Raw genomic sequence first — 14,778 nt, 5'->3', positions numbered from 1 at the left:
CACCCTCTCCCCGGGCGGGGAGAGGGCTACGTATTAGTGGTGCAGTGATTCAACCGGGCTCTGTTCCGCGGTATTTTCTGGGACTTTGCCAAAGCGTTTGGCATACAGGGCGGTAATAATCGGCACCAGAATCGCCGTCACGATGACGCTCGCGGCAACCAGCGCGGTGGCGGAAGCGGCAACCGGTTCGAAGGCCGGGTTAATCTGGGCGATAATGACCGGGTTCGCCACGGCGGCACCCGCTGCGGACGAGGCGGCGACACCCGCAGTACCATTCCCTCCACCGATTACACGGTCGGCAATAATCAGCGGGATACCGGTGATGATGATAACCGCCACACCCAGCACGATACCCAGCAGGCCGGTATCCAGAATCACGTTCAGGTTGATGGTGTTACCCAGCGCGAAGCCGAAGAACGGAATCAGAACCGGGGTCGCTTTGCTGAAGAAGTCACGCAGATCGTGGTCGAGGTTGCCGAGGGCAAAACCGATCAGGAACGGCAGGACGGCGCCGACAAAGTGGTGCGGTTCAAAGGAGGCCAGACCGGCGGAGCCGAGGATCAGCATGGTCATCAGCGGGCCAGATTCCAGAGACATCAGAACGAAGGCGCCGGACTCTTCTTTGGTGCCGTACTGGTTCATCAGGCTGGCATACAGGCCGCCGTTGGTCATGTCCATTGCAGAGACAATCGCCAGCACGGAGAGGCCGGCGAAGAAGCCGGTCTGAATACCATTTTCCGGGATAAACATGGCGCAAACCATCGCCACAATCCAGGCTACGGCAATTTTGGTAATCACCAGCGTACCGGATTTACGTAATACTGTGCCCGTTGCCCGTAAATTAATGGAGGCGCCGATACAGAAGAACCATACCGCCAGAATCGGAACTGTCCCGGTAATCATGCCTTTGGTGAAACCACCAAAATAGGCTCCGGTATTAGGTGCTAAGGTATTTAAAATTGCACCCAGTACCAGCGGTACCAGCATCATCCCTCCGGGGATGCGTTCAATCGCGGCTTTAATCTTCATCATTAACCCTCACATCTCATCACGCATCGCCCGCGGACAAGTGATATTTAATAATCTAATGAATTCAACGAATTGTGACAAATATGCGTCAGGCGATTCGTCGTTCATACAGCAGATATAACCAGTTTGGATTTTTAAACCTTCGCTTGAAGGTCACCAGACTCGTTTTGACGGGCTTATGATGCGATCGTTGGAATGATGATTCAATGAAAATAAAACAGTGTTTTAGTTATCTCCATCACATATTTTAAGGAAACACGATATTTGCTTCTTGATTATTAAAATGGCTGTGAATGCATTGTAAAAAAATGTCGTTATTTTTTGATTTGGTAGCAAATAATAACGCCTGAAAGAATATTTTCAGCGCCGGGTATAAGAAACAACGCATTACGCTGTATTTACACTTTTGACACTTCTGGTAGAAACCTTAAAAATATATGTGAAGTTGATCACAAATATAAACGCTGGTAGGGTAAAGGCATCATTAACAGCCCAGACAGGCGTCACAGGTTCGGTTGTACCGCTCCGAAAGGTCAGTGTAAGTAAACCTGCTACGCTTGAGAAAGGAGAATGCGCATGAGGCGCTTCCCGGGTTCCACAGAGCGCACTTTTTAGGCGCTGTGGTGAGGACTGGGCTTAGTCAACGAGGATAGCCATGCTGAAAAGGAAAAAAGTTAAACCGATCACCCTGCGCGACGTCACCATTATTGATGACGGGAAACTGCGCAAAGCGATCACCGCCGCCTCGCTCGGTAATGCGATGGAATGGTTCGATTTCGGTGTGTATGGCTTCGTGGCCTACGCGCTGGGTAAAGTCTTCTTCCCTGGTGCCGATCCCAGCGTGCAGATGATTGCCGCGCTCGGGACGTTCTCTGTTCCTTTCCTTATCCGCCCGTTAGGGGGGCTGTTCTTCGGGATGCTGGGGGACAAGTATGGTCGCCAGAAAATCCTCGCTATCACGATAGTGATTATGTCGGTCAGTACGTTCTGTATCGGCCTGATCCCGTCGTATGCGAGCATAGGCATCTGGGCACCCATCCTGCTGCTGCTGTGTAAGATGGCTCAGGGCTTCTCGGTTGGGGGTGAGTACACCGGGGCATCTATTTTTGTTGCCGAATACTCTCCGGACCGTAAGCGCGGCTTTATGGGCAGCTGGCTCGACTTTGGTTCCATCGCCGGGTTCGTGCTGGGTGCGGGCGTAGTGGTGTTGCTCTCCACCGTGGTGGGCGAAGAGAACTTCCTCTCCTGGGGCTGGCGTATTCCGTTCTTCCTGGCGCTGCCGCTGGGGCTTATTGGCCTCTATTTGCGTCACGCGTTAGAAGAGACCCCGGCGTTCCAGCAGCATGTTGAAAAGCTGGAGCAGGGCGATCGCGAAGGTCTGCAGGATGGACCGAAAGTCTCGTTCAAAGAGATCGCGACTCGCCACTGGCGTAGCCTGCTGACCTGTATTGGTCTGGTGATCTCCACCAACGTGACCTATTACATGCTGCTGACCTACATGCCGAGCTACCTCTCGCACAACCTGCACTACTCAGAAGATCACGGCGTGCTGATCATCATCGCCATCATGGTGGGGATGCTGTTTGTGCAGCCGATCATGGGCCTGCTGAGCGACCGCTTCGGACGTCGTCCGTTCATTATCTTCGGCAGTATCGCGCTCTTTGTGCTGGCTATCCCGGCCTTCATCATGATTAACAGTGATGTGATCGGCCTGATTTTTGCCGGCCTGCTGATGCTGGCGGTGATCCTCAACTGCTTTATTGGCGTGATGGCCTCGACGCTGCCGGCGATGTTCCCGACGCATATCCGTTACAGCGCGCTGGCGGCGGCCTTTAACATCTCGGTACTGATTGCCGGTCTGACGCCAACGCTGGCAGCCTCGCTGGTGGAGAGCACCCAGAACCTGATGATGCCTGCCTACTATCTGATGGTGATTGCGGTGATTGGCCTGATTACCGGTATTTACATGAAAGAGACGGCGAACCTGCCGCTGAAAGGGGCGACGCCTGCTGCGTCTGACCTTCAGGAAGCCAAAGAGATCCTCCGCGAGCACCACGACAACATTGAGCAGAAGATAGAAGATATCGATGCTGAAATTGCCGAGCTACAGGCGAAGCGTTCCAGACTGGTCGATCAACATCCCCGCATAAATGAGTAAATAAAAAACCCGGCTTCGGCCGGGTTTTTTTTTCATATCCAAATGGAATACAACGAAAGTTTATTGGCGATTTTATTGAATAGTGCTTACGCTGTATATAAGCGGATGTCTCTATAAAATCGACGCTTTCTTCTCTATTAGGGGTGTGTATGCTGAGTTTTACACCGACATAGTTGTAAACGCAGGCATTACACAGGGTGTTGACAATTCCTGTCACTCTCCCTTGCATGAAACAGCATTTTATTTTCTAAACTATTTGCTTATGCAATTAGTACAACAAAAAAATAATACCAAGCTTAATTATAAGTAGGTCTGGACATGCTGAGAAATTCGCAAAAGATTACCCATGGAGGATACTCGGTATTCATTAAATTAATTGATTTCTTCTCAATTAATTTAATTTTAATGCTGAGTGGGTGGGTATTGAAAATGGAGTCTTTCGATACTGTAATTTTGATCAGCTTATTGTACTCCACCGCTTTTTTACTGTTTGGTGAATACACGCAGTGCTATCTCTATCGTCCTAAAAACAACAAGTTGCGTAACCAAAGACGCCTCTTTCTGACGGCTTTTTTTGCCATTCTTTTTATCGGCCTGGTGCGTCTGCTGGTCGCGAAATTATACGCTCTGGGCTACGTCAGCTTTATCGATGTGCGTAATATACCTGCTATGCCGCTCTGGTATGCCTCGCCGATCCCTTTTCTCTACGTCGTCCGTCTGATTATTTTCAAGCTGTCGGCAAAAAAGAAAATAAGGGTGGCTATTATCGGCATTACGGATAACGGCCTGGCGGCTGAGCGGGCGCTGCGCCTGGAGTACTCTGATGTGCAGCTGGACCTGGCCTTCTACGATGAACGCGGTCCTGAGCGGCTCGGCGAACTGGCCACCAGAATTACCAGCCCCTATAACGGGCCGGTGATCAAGCTGGTTGAAGAAGCCAAAGCCAGCAGAGTCGACGAGATCTATATTGCCCTGCCGATGGTGGCCCTGGAGCGCATCCGCCATTTTCTGGCGATGATGTCTGATACCACGGTCAACACCTATATTGTGCCGGACTTTTACGCCTACAGCACTAATACCTCCCAGATCCGTTCCATCCACAACCTGCAGACCATTGGCATTTTTACCTCCCCGCTGGACGGGGGCGGGTCGTTTATAAAACGAGCAGAAGATCTGGTATTGGGCAGCGTGATTATGGTAATGATTGCCACGTTAATGATCGCTATTGCTATAGGTATCAAACTCACTTCACGTGGGCCTGTTTTCTTCAAACAGGATCGCTATGGCCTGAGCGGGCAGAAGATTAAAGTCTGGAAGTTCCGGACGATGAAGGTGATGGAAAATACCGACACGGTGGTACAGGCGACACGGGACGATCCTCGGGTCACCCGCTTTGGCGCATTCTTACGTCGGACATCTCTGGATGAACTGCCGCAATTCATTAATGTAATACAAGGGAATATGTCTATTGTCGGTCCACGGCCGCACGCTGTGGCGCACAACGAGCTTTACCGTAAGCAGGTCGAAAACTACATGATTCGCCATAAAGTAAAGCCTGGGATCACAGGTTTAGCGCAAATTAATGGCTATCGTGGCGAAATTGATGCGCTATACAAAATGGAAAAGCGAGTCCAGTACGACATTGAATATATTCAGAACTGGTCCTTTTGGTTAGATATAAAAATCATCATTAAAACCATTTTTAAGGGATTTGTCGGTAAGAATGCATACTAAAATTATTATTATCGCTGGGATTATAGCGTCTCCGGTCGCCCTGGCAGAATTAACGCCAAAATCACACATCGGCTTTGCGGGCATCGACTTTCAGAGCAACGTCGCTGTTGATTACGGGCATAACGATAACGTGACCTACCAGCACGATGACAGCGATGCGAAAGGCTCCGACTTCCAGAGCCTCAAGCCCGTTATCAGCCTGAACGGGGAGCGTGGGCAGGATAAGTATCTGCTGATGTACTCCGGGGACTATCGTCACTACTCCAGCAATTCTGCGGATGATTACGATGACCACGTTTTCCGCTTCAAAGGCGACTGGCGCTTTGGTTTGATGCATGGCCTGACCCTGAATCTCGAAGATTCACTCGGCCATGAGGCACGCGGGCGCGGCGTGACGGAAGGGTTCCTGCCGGAACAGTTCCGGCAATTTGGCGTCAAGTCACCCTTAACCACCAATCTATTCAACAGCGAGCTACGCTATAGTTATGGTGCGCCGGACGGACGTGGAAGAGCAGACCTGGCGTTGATGCACCGCAAGTGGACCTTTGGCAATACCGGTCAGGTTGAAAGCCAGGATGCGGACTTTGCAGAATATATCGATGAGCAGGAGTGGGACGAAAATACGCTGATTGCAGAAATTTTCGATCAGTACACATCTAAGACGCGTTTTCGCTATAGTTTTATTACCAACCAGTTTCGTTATGGCCATGCGTCAGAAAAAGACAGTAATGAATATTATTTGCGATACGGCGTTCAATCGCAGCTAACGGGCAAAACAAACGTCGATGCGAACGTGTCGTGGCTCTATAAAACCTTTGAAAATAACCCCGGGTCGAAGGATTTCAACGGGATTAACTGGGATATTCTAGGTGAATGGAGACCTTTGCAACAGTCACTTTTTACATTAAGAACATCCCAAAGTATTAAGGACCCTTCCGAAGCGGGAGGATATAATTTAGTAACGGAATACGGTATTTCTTACAAACATCTATGGATGAACAACCGTTTAACGACGTTGCTTGATTATGCATACATTACAGAAGACTACAAAGATCAGGACAAGGATCGTCACGACAAGAATGGCGTGTTTTCATTTATCGTAGGTTATGACCTCACACCATCGATTAACTTTGGTGTGGAATATCATCTTGATACGCTTAAGTCTAATAAAGATACAGATACGTTTACCATCGGCCCCAACGATGACCGCGTAGTGACTGAAACGTTGGGCTATGATCAATCTTTGATTATGCTTACAGCTAAGGTTCAGATTTAAAATGAAAATAATGAAACTGTGCGCGTTTTTACTCCTCAGCGTTGTTTTCGCCGGCTGCAAATCACCACAGCCGACGTTAATGGACAATAGCGTGGTTGATACAGCAAATTATTTACTGGGCTCTGGCGATACCGTCAACATTAACGTTGCCGGTCAACCTGACCTGACCATGAAGGTAGTACTTGATAATAGTGGGGCTATTAATTACCCCTATATTGGCAAGCTGGAATTAAAGGGCAAAACCGCAAGTCAGGTTGATGCAGAGATTACGCAACGCCTGCGCAAAGGGTTTGTGCTCAATCCCATGGTGACCGTGAATATTGCTGAATTCCGCAAATTCTATATCTCTGGTGAGATCGAGAATCCCAATGGTTATGCCTATGAACCAGGGCTGACCGTGGAAAAAGCTATCGCCTTAGGCGGAGGATATACCGACCGTGCAGACCGCAGTGACCTTAGTATTCGACAATCATCCACTGGCGAGTTACTCGAAAATGTTGATGTGACTCACTCCGTGCTCCCCGGTGATCTCGTAATTATTGGCATAGGGTTCTTCTGACCATGAAACTATCAATAGTGGAAAATGGCAAAAAGCGAGAAAGCGCTATCGATATCTCCAGATTTGCCAGTGAAATTAAAAAGAACTCCTGGAAAATCATTCTCTCCGGCGTCATTGCCGGGGCGATTGCCTGGCCACTAATGAGTTTAATGCCGTCAAAATATGTCTCTACGGCAACGGTCCTGCTTAAAGCCCAGCCCGATAATGTGACCCCTTTCCAGAAGGTTGAGGGGTATGACTCCACCCGTAACGGCTACTACGAAACCCAAAACGCGCTGATGCAGTCGCGCGTGGTGCTGGAACAGGCGGTGCGTACCCTGAAGCTGGATCAAAATCCGGCTTTCAACGGGGGCGACGATGGTGCAACGGGGAAAGAGAACGAGCAGCAGCGGGTTGAAAATGCGCTCAAGACGTTAGGTAAAAACCTCACCATTAACAGCGTGCGTACCACCCATCTTGCCACCGTCTCGTATGAGTCCACCTCCCCGCAGCTGTCGGCAGACGTTGCCAACGGGGTGGCCGAGTCGTTTATCAATTACAGCCTGGGGCTCAAGCAGCAGAAAACGCTGCAGGCCAGTGAAGATACCCAGCACAAGCTGGCGCTGCTCAAGGAGCAAATGATCCAGCAAAAAACGGCGCTGGATAATTATCTGGCGAAAGCGGGGTTACTGACCTTCCGCGGCGTTGACGGTTTTGAAACTGAACAGATGGGCATTGTCACCAACCGGCTGGCAAATGCTACCGAACGCCGGGTGGCGGCAGAATCTATCTATAACGAAGTGCGTTCCGGTGGCGGTAAGGCCATCTCGCTGCCGTCGATTTCAAATCATGCCCAGATCCAGGATTTACGCATTGCGTTGATCCAGGCGAACAGCGAGCTTTCGCAACTGGAGAAAACCTACGGACCGCAGCATGACAAAGTGATCCAGGCCCGGGCGCGTATCGGCGCGATCCAGGCGCAAACGGCGATGACGCTCAGAGAGCAGGAGGCCGGATTACGCCAGAACTACGAGGCGGCGGTGGCGGATGAAAAAAATTACCAGAAGCAGCTGGATGAGCAGAGAGAGAACTTCCAGCGGCTGTCGATGAAGCGCGAAGGTTACAACGAGCTAAAGCTGGCGCTGGATAAGACGGAAGAGATGTACAAGGTGATCTACCAGCGTACGCAGGAGCTGACGCTGCCGGGTACCTATACCGATGCTGACGCGGAGCTCTACGATCCTGCCGTGCCCGCCGCGCGTCCTGTTAAGCCAAATAAACCGCTGCTGATGCTGATGATCGTGCTGCTGGTGATGCTCTTCTACGTGATGTACGTCATGGTGAAAGCCGCCACGGATCGCTCAGTGAACACCCTCAGCCAGATGCAAAAGCGCCTTAACCTGGTGCCGCTGGGTGAGATCCGCCGCTTTAAGGGCGTGGGAGGGCGAGGCAAGATCCGCGATCTGATTACCAGCGATCCGCTGAATGCCGACATCATTCACAGCATGCGCACGCAGATCATGCTGAGCAGTCACCCGTTGCAGGTTATTGCCGTTACGTCGGCGGAAGCCGGAGAGGGGCGGACGCTACTGGCGAACCTGCTGGCGAACTCCTTTAGCTTTGACCAGAAAACGCTGCTGATCGACATGGACTTCTTCAACAATGACGGTCTGTCGGGCGAGCTGGGCTCACCGAAGGCGCCGGGCGTGGCGGAAGTCCTGCGCGGCGACAGCGATACCGACAGCGTGCTGGTGAAGGTCAACGATAAGCTCGACTTCCTGCCGCGCGGCAATACGCCGATCTCTGCGCTGTTGCTGCTGTCGCCCGAACGCTTGAAACCGCTGCTCGGGACGCTGCGCAGCCGTTACCAGCGCATCATCATTGATGTGGCCGCGGTGAATCAGAGCCAGGAAGTGCAGCTGGTGAGCCAAGTGACGGACGGTCTGATCTTCGTCCTGAAAGCGGGCCAGAACAGTGCCGACACCGTTGGACATGCCATTGATAAAGCCGTCAGCAATCGCTGCGTGGTGATTGGTGGGGTGCTGAATCAGGTGGTGGATAAAAATCTGGAGAGCAAAGAGGGGCTGCGTTCACTTAACTACCATACGCATGAACTGATGAATAACACAGGCCGGGCATGAGTCTGCTCAGGAGCGCTTCCACGATCGCAGGGTCATCAGTTATTTCACAACTGATTGGCGCCCTGTCGATCTGGCTCATTTCGCATAAGTACGATCTTGGCGAAGTGGGGCTCTACGCGCTCAATTACAGTATTGCCCTGATCGGGGCACAGGTATGCACCTTTGCCTCGCAGCTGTTAATTCCCCGGCAGCAGGATGACGAACTGGCCCAGAACGTGGTGTTTTGTCTCCTGCAAAGCCTGACGATTGCCATCCCCTATGCCGTGCTGACGGGCTGGCTGTTTCATCAGAATGTGCTGTTCCTTTACCTGCTTACGCTCTCGAATACCTGGGTGCTGGTGGCAGAAAACCTGTCGCTGCGTACGGCGAACTTTCGCTTTCTGGTGGTCCAGCGCATCTCCGTCTCGGTAGTGGTGGTAGTCTCTGTCCTGCTCACCCAACAGGTGATGGCATTTTACTGGATGTGGGCGATCCTGATGATGGTGCTGACCAGCGCCTGCATCCTGCGGACATTTGATATTCGCTCTATCACCCTGCATCACCTGCGGCCCTCCAGTAACCTGGCGTTCCTGAAAAAAAATATTCATCACGTCACGAAGGTGGGCAGTGCAGAAGTACTGGCGATGGCGAGCAACAACCTGCCGATTATGCTGATCAACTTCTGGTTCTCGGCCTTAACGGCGGGTTACTTTTCGGTGGTCAGCCGCTTCTGCCTGGCCCCGGTGGTGATTATCGGCAATGCGGTGCGCAATACCATTTTCTCGAAGTGGTCGATTGATTTCAGAAACAACATCTTCAACTACGAAGAGTACACGAAGGTCCGTCTGCTGCTGTTGGTGCTGGGCGTGGTCTGCACGCTGGGCGTATTTATCTTCTATCCGATTGTGATGAATCTGGGTTTCAGCGAGGAGTGGATTGCCTCTGTGCCCACCTCGCGCTATATGCTGCCGTACCTGTTCCCGGCGCTGGCGGTCTGTCCGCTGACGGTGATAGAGCTGATTTTCGGCTCGCACCGCTATTTCCTGCGGATCCAGCTTGAGCAACTGGCGATCGTGGTCATCGCGTTTGTCGTCGTGCCGTATCTCTACAATGACTATGCGACCTCCATCATCTTATTTTCGATTCTGACGTTCATTCGCTACGCCTTCATCTATCTGAAGGTGAATAAGCGCGCCGACATTCTGAAAAACGGGTCAGTGGCATCATGAATCTTAATACCGGACATTATTTACAGACCTTCGCGCTGTTTACCCTGATCTTCTGCGGGCTGGTGCAGTATTTTACCGGTGAGCTGGCGGTACTGTGGCTACCCTTTGTCATGACGCTGCTGATGGCCGGTTTCCTGGTATTGCAGACCCGCGATGAACCCCTGCGGCTGGATGCCCAGGAGGCCATCATCCTGACGCTGTATGGCGCCTTTATCGTGCTGTCCGTCATTTCAACGCTCTTCCAGGGCGGGGCGCTGATTACCCTCGTCGGGTTCAAAAACGAAATTGGGCTGTCGCTGGTGATGGTCTGCCTGCTGCTCGGGTTCTGCCGGGAATCGCAGATCTATCAGGTGACTCGCGCGCTGTACTGGGTCTTTTATATTCAGTTCCCGGTGGCCATTTACCAGCTGATCTTTGTCCTGCCGGAGCGCGTGGCGCTGTATGGCGAGGGCGAAAAATGGGACTCCGTAGTGGGGACCTTTGGCGGCGATCCTATGGGGGGCGGTAACACGGCCGCTATGGGGCTGTTCTGTCTGCTGATCATGCTGCTGAAAGTCTCGGAATATAAGCATGGGCTGACCAGCTTTAAATCTATGGCGCTGCATATCGTGCTGGGGTTTGTGATGTGCATCATTGGCGAAGTGAAATTCGTGATCCTGCTGTCGCCGCTGCTGCTGGGCTGGGTGTGGCTGACGCCCTCCTGGGTCAAAGAGGCAAGCAAGGTCAACTTAACCGTGCTGCTCTCTATTCTGATCGGCATGGCGCTGCTGATCGTGGTGGCGGTCATCGCCCTGGCCTACTCCTACTCGTCAGCCTATGGCGGCGACACGGCGGATAACCCTTTTGAAGTCTTCCTCGGTTCCATGGACTACATCTTCGATCCCGATTTCATTACGCCGGGCGGGGAAGTGGGACGATTCACCTCCCTGCTGTTCTGGATACAGCATAACGATCTGTCGGGGCTGCCGGGAACGCTGTTCGGCTATGGCCTGAACGCCACCAACAGCGGCAGTTCCGTCTCGCCGGGCTTCCTGCATCAGTATTACAACCTGTATCTCGATAGTACTTCCCTGAGTATGTTGCTATGGGAAGTCGGTGTGGTGGGGACCCTGCTGTTTGTGGGCCTGATTATCTACACCCTTAAGGCGGCCCGGCCCGAACCGGTGCTGTCGGTTGAACAGCTTGATGCGCCTGACGTTCACCTTCTGAGTTTCGCGCCAGCGTTTAACGTCTTCGCCATTGCCTGTCTGCTCAGCCTGCCGTACAGCCAGATAATGATGATCACGCCGATGTTGCAGTTCTTGTTTTACATGTCGTTAGGTTCCAGTTTGATTATTCGCCGGACCGTACGCCGTTATACGGGGCACTATTGATGTACAAACCCTTTATTACCGTAAGTATCAAAACCTTTAACGAAGCCGAGTGTATTGAGAAAACCATCGACAGTATTCGCAGCCAGATCGGTGAGTATCCGCATAAAATTATTGTTGCTGACAGTCTTTCAACGGACAACACCCAGCAGCTGGCGAGCGATAAAGGGGTGATGGTGGTGTCGTTAACCGAACCGGCGGACCGCAGCTGCGGTGTCGGGCATCAGCTGGGCTACCTTCACAGCGAAGGGGAGTTTATCCTGCTGATGGATGGCGACATGGAGCTGGAGCCCGGTTTTATCGATCATGCGGTGGCGTTTCTGCAGAACAACCCGACGTACGCTGGCGTGGCCGGTACGGTGGAGATGGACGACGCCTCAAACTATGAATTTACCTCCCGCAAGCAGCGCATCAATAAAATCTACCCGCTGGGCGATAACGATCATTTGGGCGGCGGCGGCCTTTATCGTCTGTCGGCGATTGCCGATATTGGTTATCTCACCAACCGCAGCCTGCACGCCTATGAAGAGGCGGAGTTAGGCATTCGCCTGCTGACCGCAGGCTATAAACTGCATCGCCTGAACGTACCCTATTTTCGTCATACCTCCTATACGATGCCGACCTTCAGGATGCTGCGCTATCGCTGGAAAAGCGGCTTCCATCAGGCGCCCGGTGAGCTGTTGCGCAGCGCGTGGGGTAAACCCTGGTTCCGCGATGCGCTGATGCTGGTGAAAAACGAAGTGATCTTTGCGAGTTACATCTTCATCGTGCTGATTGCATTCTTCACCTTCGACGTCAGCCTGATTGATATCGCGCTGCTGCCGCTGCTGGCCTTTATCCTGCTAAAAACCATTCAGAACCGCTCATTAAAAAACGGCCTGAATAGCGTAATCAACCTTGCCGTGCTCTCTGCCGGGCTGGTGAAAGGTCTTTTCCACCCGCAGCGCGATCCCCGGGTTCCGCCGGACAATAAAGTTATTCATGAACAGGTAGAGTAATGAAAGTCTTACTGGTGAATAAGTTCTTCTTTATCAAGGGAGGAGCGGAGACGGTCTATTTTCAGGAACGCAATATGCTGAAAGAGGCCGGTGTGGAGGTGATCGATTTCTCCATGCAGCATGAGAAGAACTTTCCATCTGACTATGCCGACTACTTCGTCAGCAATGTCGATTATCACAAAGAGGGCGGGCTGCTGGCGGGGGTGAAGACCGCCATCAGCTTTATTCACAACCGCGAAGCCTGTAAAAAAATGCAGGCGCTGCTCGAGCAGACGCGCCCGGAGATCGTCCATTTCCACAATATCTATCACCAGCTGACCCCGGCTCTGATCAAGGTAGCCCGGGACTTCGGCTGTAGAACCGTCTTAACCGCCCACGACTATAAGATTATGTGCCCGTCGTACTCGATGCTGCGCGACGGCAAAGTGTGCGATGCGTGCGTGACGGGCAGCGTATTTAATGCGTTTCGCTATCGCTGTCAGGAGGGCTCGGCGGCGAAGAGTCTGCTGCTGTCGTTAGAAGCGACCTGGCAGTACATCGCGCAAAATTATCAGGCGCTGGACGTGATTGTCTCCCCGAGCGAGTTTCTGCGTAACGAGCTGAAACGCTCGCTCCCGGATTCCCGCATCGATGTGATTGTGAACGGTATAGACGACAGCCACACGCCAGAGGCGGGTGCGGATCAGGGTTATCTGCTGTACGTCGGGCGCCTGAGTCCGGAGAAAGGGGTTCCGACCCTGACCCGGGCGCATCAGTTAATGCGCAATAAAATGCCGTTAAAAATCGTCGGCCACGGGCCGCTGTATGACGAGATGGTGGTGGACTATCCCAACGCGGAGTTCCTCGGCTATGTGCAACAGGGCCCGGCGCTGGATGCGCTGATTCAAAACGCCCGGGCCGTGGTGCTGCCATCAGAGTGTTATGAAAACTGCTCCATGGCGGTGCTGGAGGCGATGTCATTCGCCCGGGCGGTGGTAGGGGCCCGCATTGGCGGGATCCCGGAGCAGATACGTCACGGTGTGGAAGGATTGCTGTTTGAACCTGGCAACGCTCAGGATCTGGCCGATGCGCTGGACGTGATGGCGGAAAACCCGGCGCAGGCCCACGAGATGGGGCTGAAAGGTCGGGTCAGGCTTTGCCAGAAATACTCACTGCGCAAGCACATGGAAACGTTGCAGTCGCTCTATCGCGCACTGCTCGACAGGCCATAATATGCCAAAAAAAATCACGGTATTGGGTACACGCGGGATCCCCGATGTATTAGGCGGCGTCGAAACCCATTGTCAGAACCTGTACCCGGCTATCCGGCAGCAATACGACGTGGAGATTTGCGTGATTGCCCGGTCACCCTACGTGCCCTACCGGCGCTCGAGTTATAAAAACGTCGAGACGCTGGCGCTCTGGGCGCCTAAAAAACGCAGTTTCGAAGCCATTGTGCATTCTGTTATTGCGGCGTTGAGGACATTTGTTGACCGATCCGATATTGTGCATGTTCACGCCATCGGACCCGGCCTCGTGGTGCCGCTGTTACGCCTGCTGGGCAAACGCGTGGTCTTTACCCATCATGGGCCGGACTACGAGCGCCAGAAGTGGGGCAGGATGGCGAAAAAAATCCTGATGCTCGGTGAGAAAGTGGCGGTGAAGTATGCCAACGAAGTGATTGTCATTTCTGAGGTGATCAACCAGCTGATCCAGCAGAAATACCATCGCTATGATGCGCATCTGGTTTATAACGGCGCTAATGTGCCGGCGCCGCTGGCTGACGAGACGATCGACAGGATCCTCGGGCGTTATGCGTTGCAGCCCGGGCGTTATATCGTGATGGTCGGGCGGTTCGTTGAAGAGAAGGGGATGCATGATGCCATTGCCGCTTATCAACAGTCGGGCCTGACGCTGCCGCTGGTGTTGGTCGGGGATGCGGATCATGACACGGAGTACAGCATACACCTGAAGCAGCTGGCGTTTCAGACGCCTGGCGTCGTCATGACCGGCTTTTTAAAAGGCGAGGCGCTGCAGGTCATCTTCTCACAGGCCTCGCTGTTTGTGATGCCCTCTTACCATGAGGGATTACCTATTGCGCTGCTGGAGGCGATGTCGTTTTCGCTGCCGGTGGTGGTGAGCGATATTTTGCCGAACCTTGAGGTCGGCTTACCGGCTGAGACCAGTTTTAAGCTGGGTGATGTCGCTGACCTGGCAGACAAAATGACCCGGTGGGCGAACTCTCCACGGATTGATTATGGCGATTTTCTGCAGCGCTACAACTGGGATGAAATCGCCAGGAAAACCGTATCCATTTACCATAGATTAGATAAAAAAATAGGTTAAA

Annotated in this window: 11 protein-coding genes; 10 read left to right on the top strand and 1 reads right to left on the bottom strand. The window is 52.6% G+C overall.

Features of this window, described 5'->3' with window-relative positions; genetic code table 11:
- Positions 1-33 precede the first annotated feature (33 nt).
- Positions 34-1,029, bottom strand: a complete 996-nt coding sequence (gene kdgT, locus LRS40_RS05260) for a 2-keto-3-deoxygluconate transporter (RefSeq protein WP_142487902.1) — start codon at positions 1,027-1,029, stop codon at positions 34-36.
- A gap of 655 nt (positions 1,030-1,684) precedes the next feature.
- On the opposite strand from kdgT, the gene proP reads away from it, so the two are divergent.
- The 10 genes from proP (at position 1,685) to LRS40_RS05210 (ending at position 14,777) form a co-directional block, all read left to right on the top strand.
- Positions 1,685-3,187, top strand: a complete 1,503-nt coding sequence (proP, locus tag LRS40_RS05255; protein WP_142487903.1) for a glycine betaine/L-proline transporter ProP — start codon at positions 1,685-1,687, stop codon at positions 3,185-3,187.
- 318 nt (positions 3,188-3,505) lie between these two features.
- Entirely contained in the window at positions 3,506-4,921 is a 1,416-nt protein-coding gene (locus tag LRS40_RS05250; RefSeq protein ID WP_231313266.1) for an undecaprenyl-phosphate glucose phosphotransferase, read from the top strand.
- Positions 4,911-6,197 (top strand): outer membrane beta-barrel protein, encoded by a 1,287-nt coding sequence (locus tag LRS40_RS05245; RefSeq protein WP_231313265.1) that lies wholly within the window; start codon positions 4,911-4,913, stop codon positions 6,195-6,197. Before LRS40_RS05250 ends, LRS40_RS05245 begins: the two co-directional genes overlap by 11 nt.
- A gap of 1 nt (position 6,198) precedes the next feature.
- Positions 6,199-6,756, top strand: a complete 558-nt coding sequence (locus LRS40_RS05240; protein WP_142487906.1) for a polysaccharide biosynthesis/export family protein — start codon at positions 6,199-6,201, stop codon at positions 6,754-6,756.
- A gap of 2 nt (positions 6,757-6,758) precedes the next feature.
- The gene (locus LRS40_RS05235) at positions 6,759-8,876 is read left to right on the top strand and encodes a polysaccharide biosynthesis tyrosine autokinase (protein ID WP_231313264.1); all 2,118 of its coding nucleotides are present in this window, start codon (positions 6,759-6,761) and stop codon (positions 8,874-8,876) included.
- Complete coding sequence (locus tag LRS40_RS05230) at positions 8,873-10,084, top strand: oligosaccharide flippase family protein (protein WP_142487908.1); 1,212 nt, start codon at positions 8,873-8,875, stop codon at positions 10,082-10,084. The genes LRS40_RS05235 and LRS40_RS05230 overlap by 4 nt, the downstream gene beginning before the upstream one ends.
- Positions 10,081-11,457 (top strand): capsular biosynthesis protein, encoded by a 1,377-nt coding sequence (locus LRS40_RS05225; RefSeq protein ID WP_142487909.1) that lies wholly within the window; start codon positions 10,081-10,083, stop codon positions 11,455-11,457. The genes LRS40_RS05230 and LRS40_RS05225 overlap by 4 nt, the downstream gene beginning before the upstream one ends.
- Positions 11,454-12,452 carry a glycosyltransferase family 2 protein gene (locus tag LRS40_RS05220; RefSeq protein WP_142487910.1) on the top strand — a complete coding sequence of 333 codons (999 nt, stop codon included), beginning with the start codon at positions 11,454-11,456 and terminating at the stop codon, positions 12,450-12,452. The genes LRS40_RS05225 and LRS40_RS05220 overlap by 4 nt, the downstream gene beginning before the upstream one ends.
- Positions 12,452-13,663 (top strand): glycosyltransferase family 4 protein, encoded by a 1,212-nt coding sequence (locus tag LRS40_RS05215; RefSeq protein WP_231313263.1) that lies wholly within the window; start codon positions 12,452-12,454, stop codon positions 13,661-13,663. The genes LRS40_RS05220 and LRS40_RS05215 overlap by 1 nt, the downstream gene beginning before the upstream one ends.
- 1 nt (position 13,664) lies before the next feature.
- Positions 13,665-14,777 (top strand): glycosyltransferase family 4 protein, encoded by a 1,113-nt coding sequence (locus tag LRS40_RS05210; protein ID WP_231313262.1) that lies wholly within the window; start codon positions 13,665-13,667, stop codon positions 14,775-14,777.
- Position 14,778: the final 1 nt, after the last annotated feature.

The organism is Leclercia sp. G3L (genome assembly GCF_021117075.1).
Classification (GTDB): domain Bacteria; phylum Pseudomonadota; class Gammaproteobacteria; order Enterobacterales; family Enterobacteriaceae; genus Enterobacter; species Enterobacter adecarboxylatus_C.
The sequence above is the reverse complement of the archived record's forward strand: the minus strand, read 5'-3'. Positions and strand labels throughout refer to the sequence as shown.

What these genes read in the sequence shown, in the direction of transcription:
- LRS40_RS05245 (WP_231313265.1), top strand. Translation starts at nt 4,911, where the DNA reads ATGCATACTAAAATTATTATTATCGCTGGGATTATAGCGTCTCCGGTC.
- kdgT (WP_142487902.1), bottom strand. Translation starts at nt 1,029, where the DNA reads ATGAAGATTAAAGCCGCGATTGAACGCATCCCCGGAGGGATGATGCTG.
- LRS40_RS05230 (WP_142487908.1), top strand. Translation starts at nt 8,873, where the DNA reads ATGAGTCTGCTCAGGAGCGCTTCCACGATCGCAGGGTCATCAGTTATT.
- LRS40_RS05250 (WP_231313266.1), top strand. Translation starts at nt 3,506, where the DNA reads ATGCTGAGAAATTCGCAAAAGATTACCCATGGAGGATACTCGGTATTC.
- LRS40_RS05210 (WP_231313262.1), top strand. Translation starts at nt 13,665, where the DNA reads ATGCCAAAAAAAATCACGGTATTGGGTACACGCGGGATCCCCGATGTA.
- LRS40_RS05235 (WP_231313264.1), top strand. Translation starts at nt 6,759, where the DNA reads ATGAAACTATCAATAGTGGAAAATGGCAAAAAGCGAGAAAGCGCTATC.
- LRS40_RS05215 (WP_231313263.1), top strand. Translation starts at nt 12,452, where the DNA reads ATGAAAGTCTTACTGGTGAATAAGTTCTTCTTTATCAAGGGAGGAGCG.
- LRS40_RS05240 (WP_142487906.1), top strand. Translation starts at nt 6,199, where the DNA reads ATGAAAATAATGAAACTGTGCGCGTTTTTACTCCTCAGCGTTGTTTTC.
- proP (WP_142487903.1), top strand. Translation starts at nt 1,685, where the DNA reads ATGCTGAAAAGGAAAAAAGTTAAACCGATCACCCTGCGCGACGTCACC.
- LRS40_RS05225 (WP_142487909.1), top strand. Translation starts at nt 10,081, where the DNA reads ATGAATCTTAATACCGGACATTATTTACAGACCTTCGCGCTGTTTACC.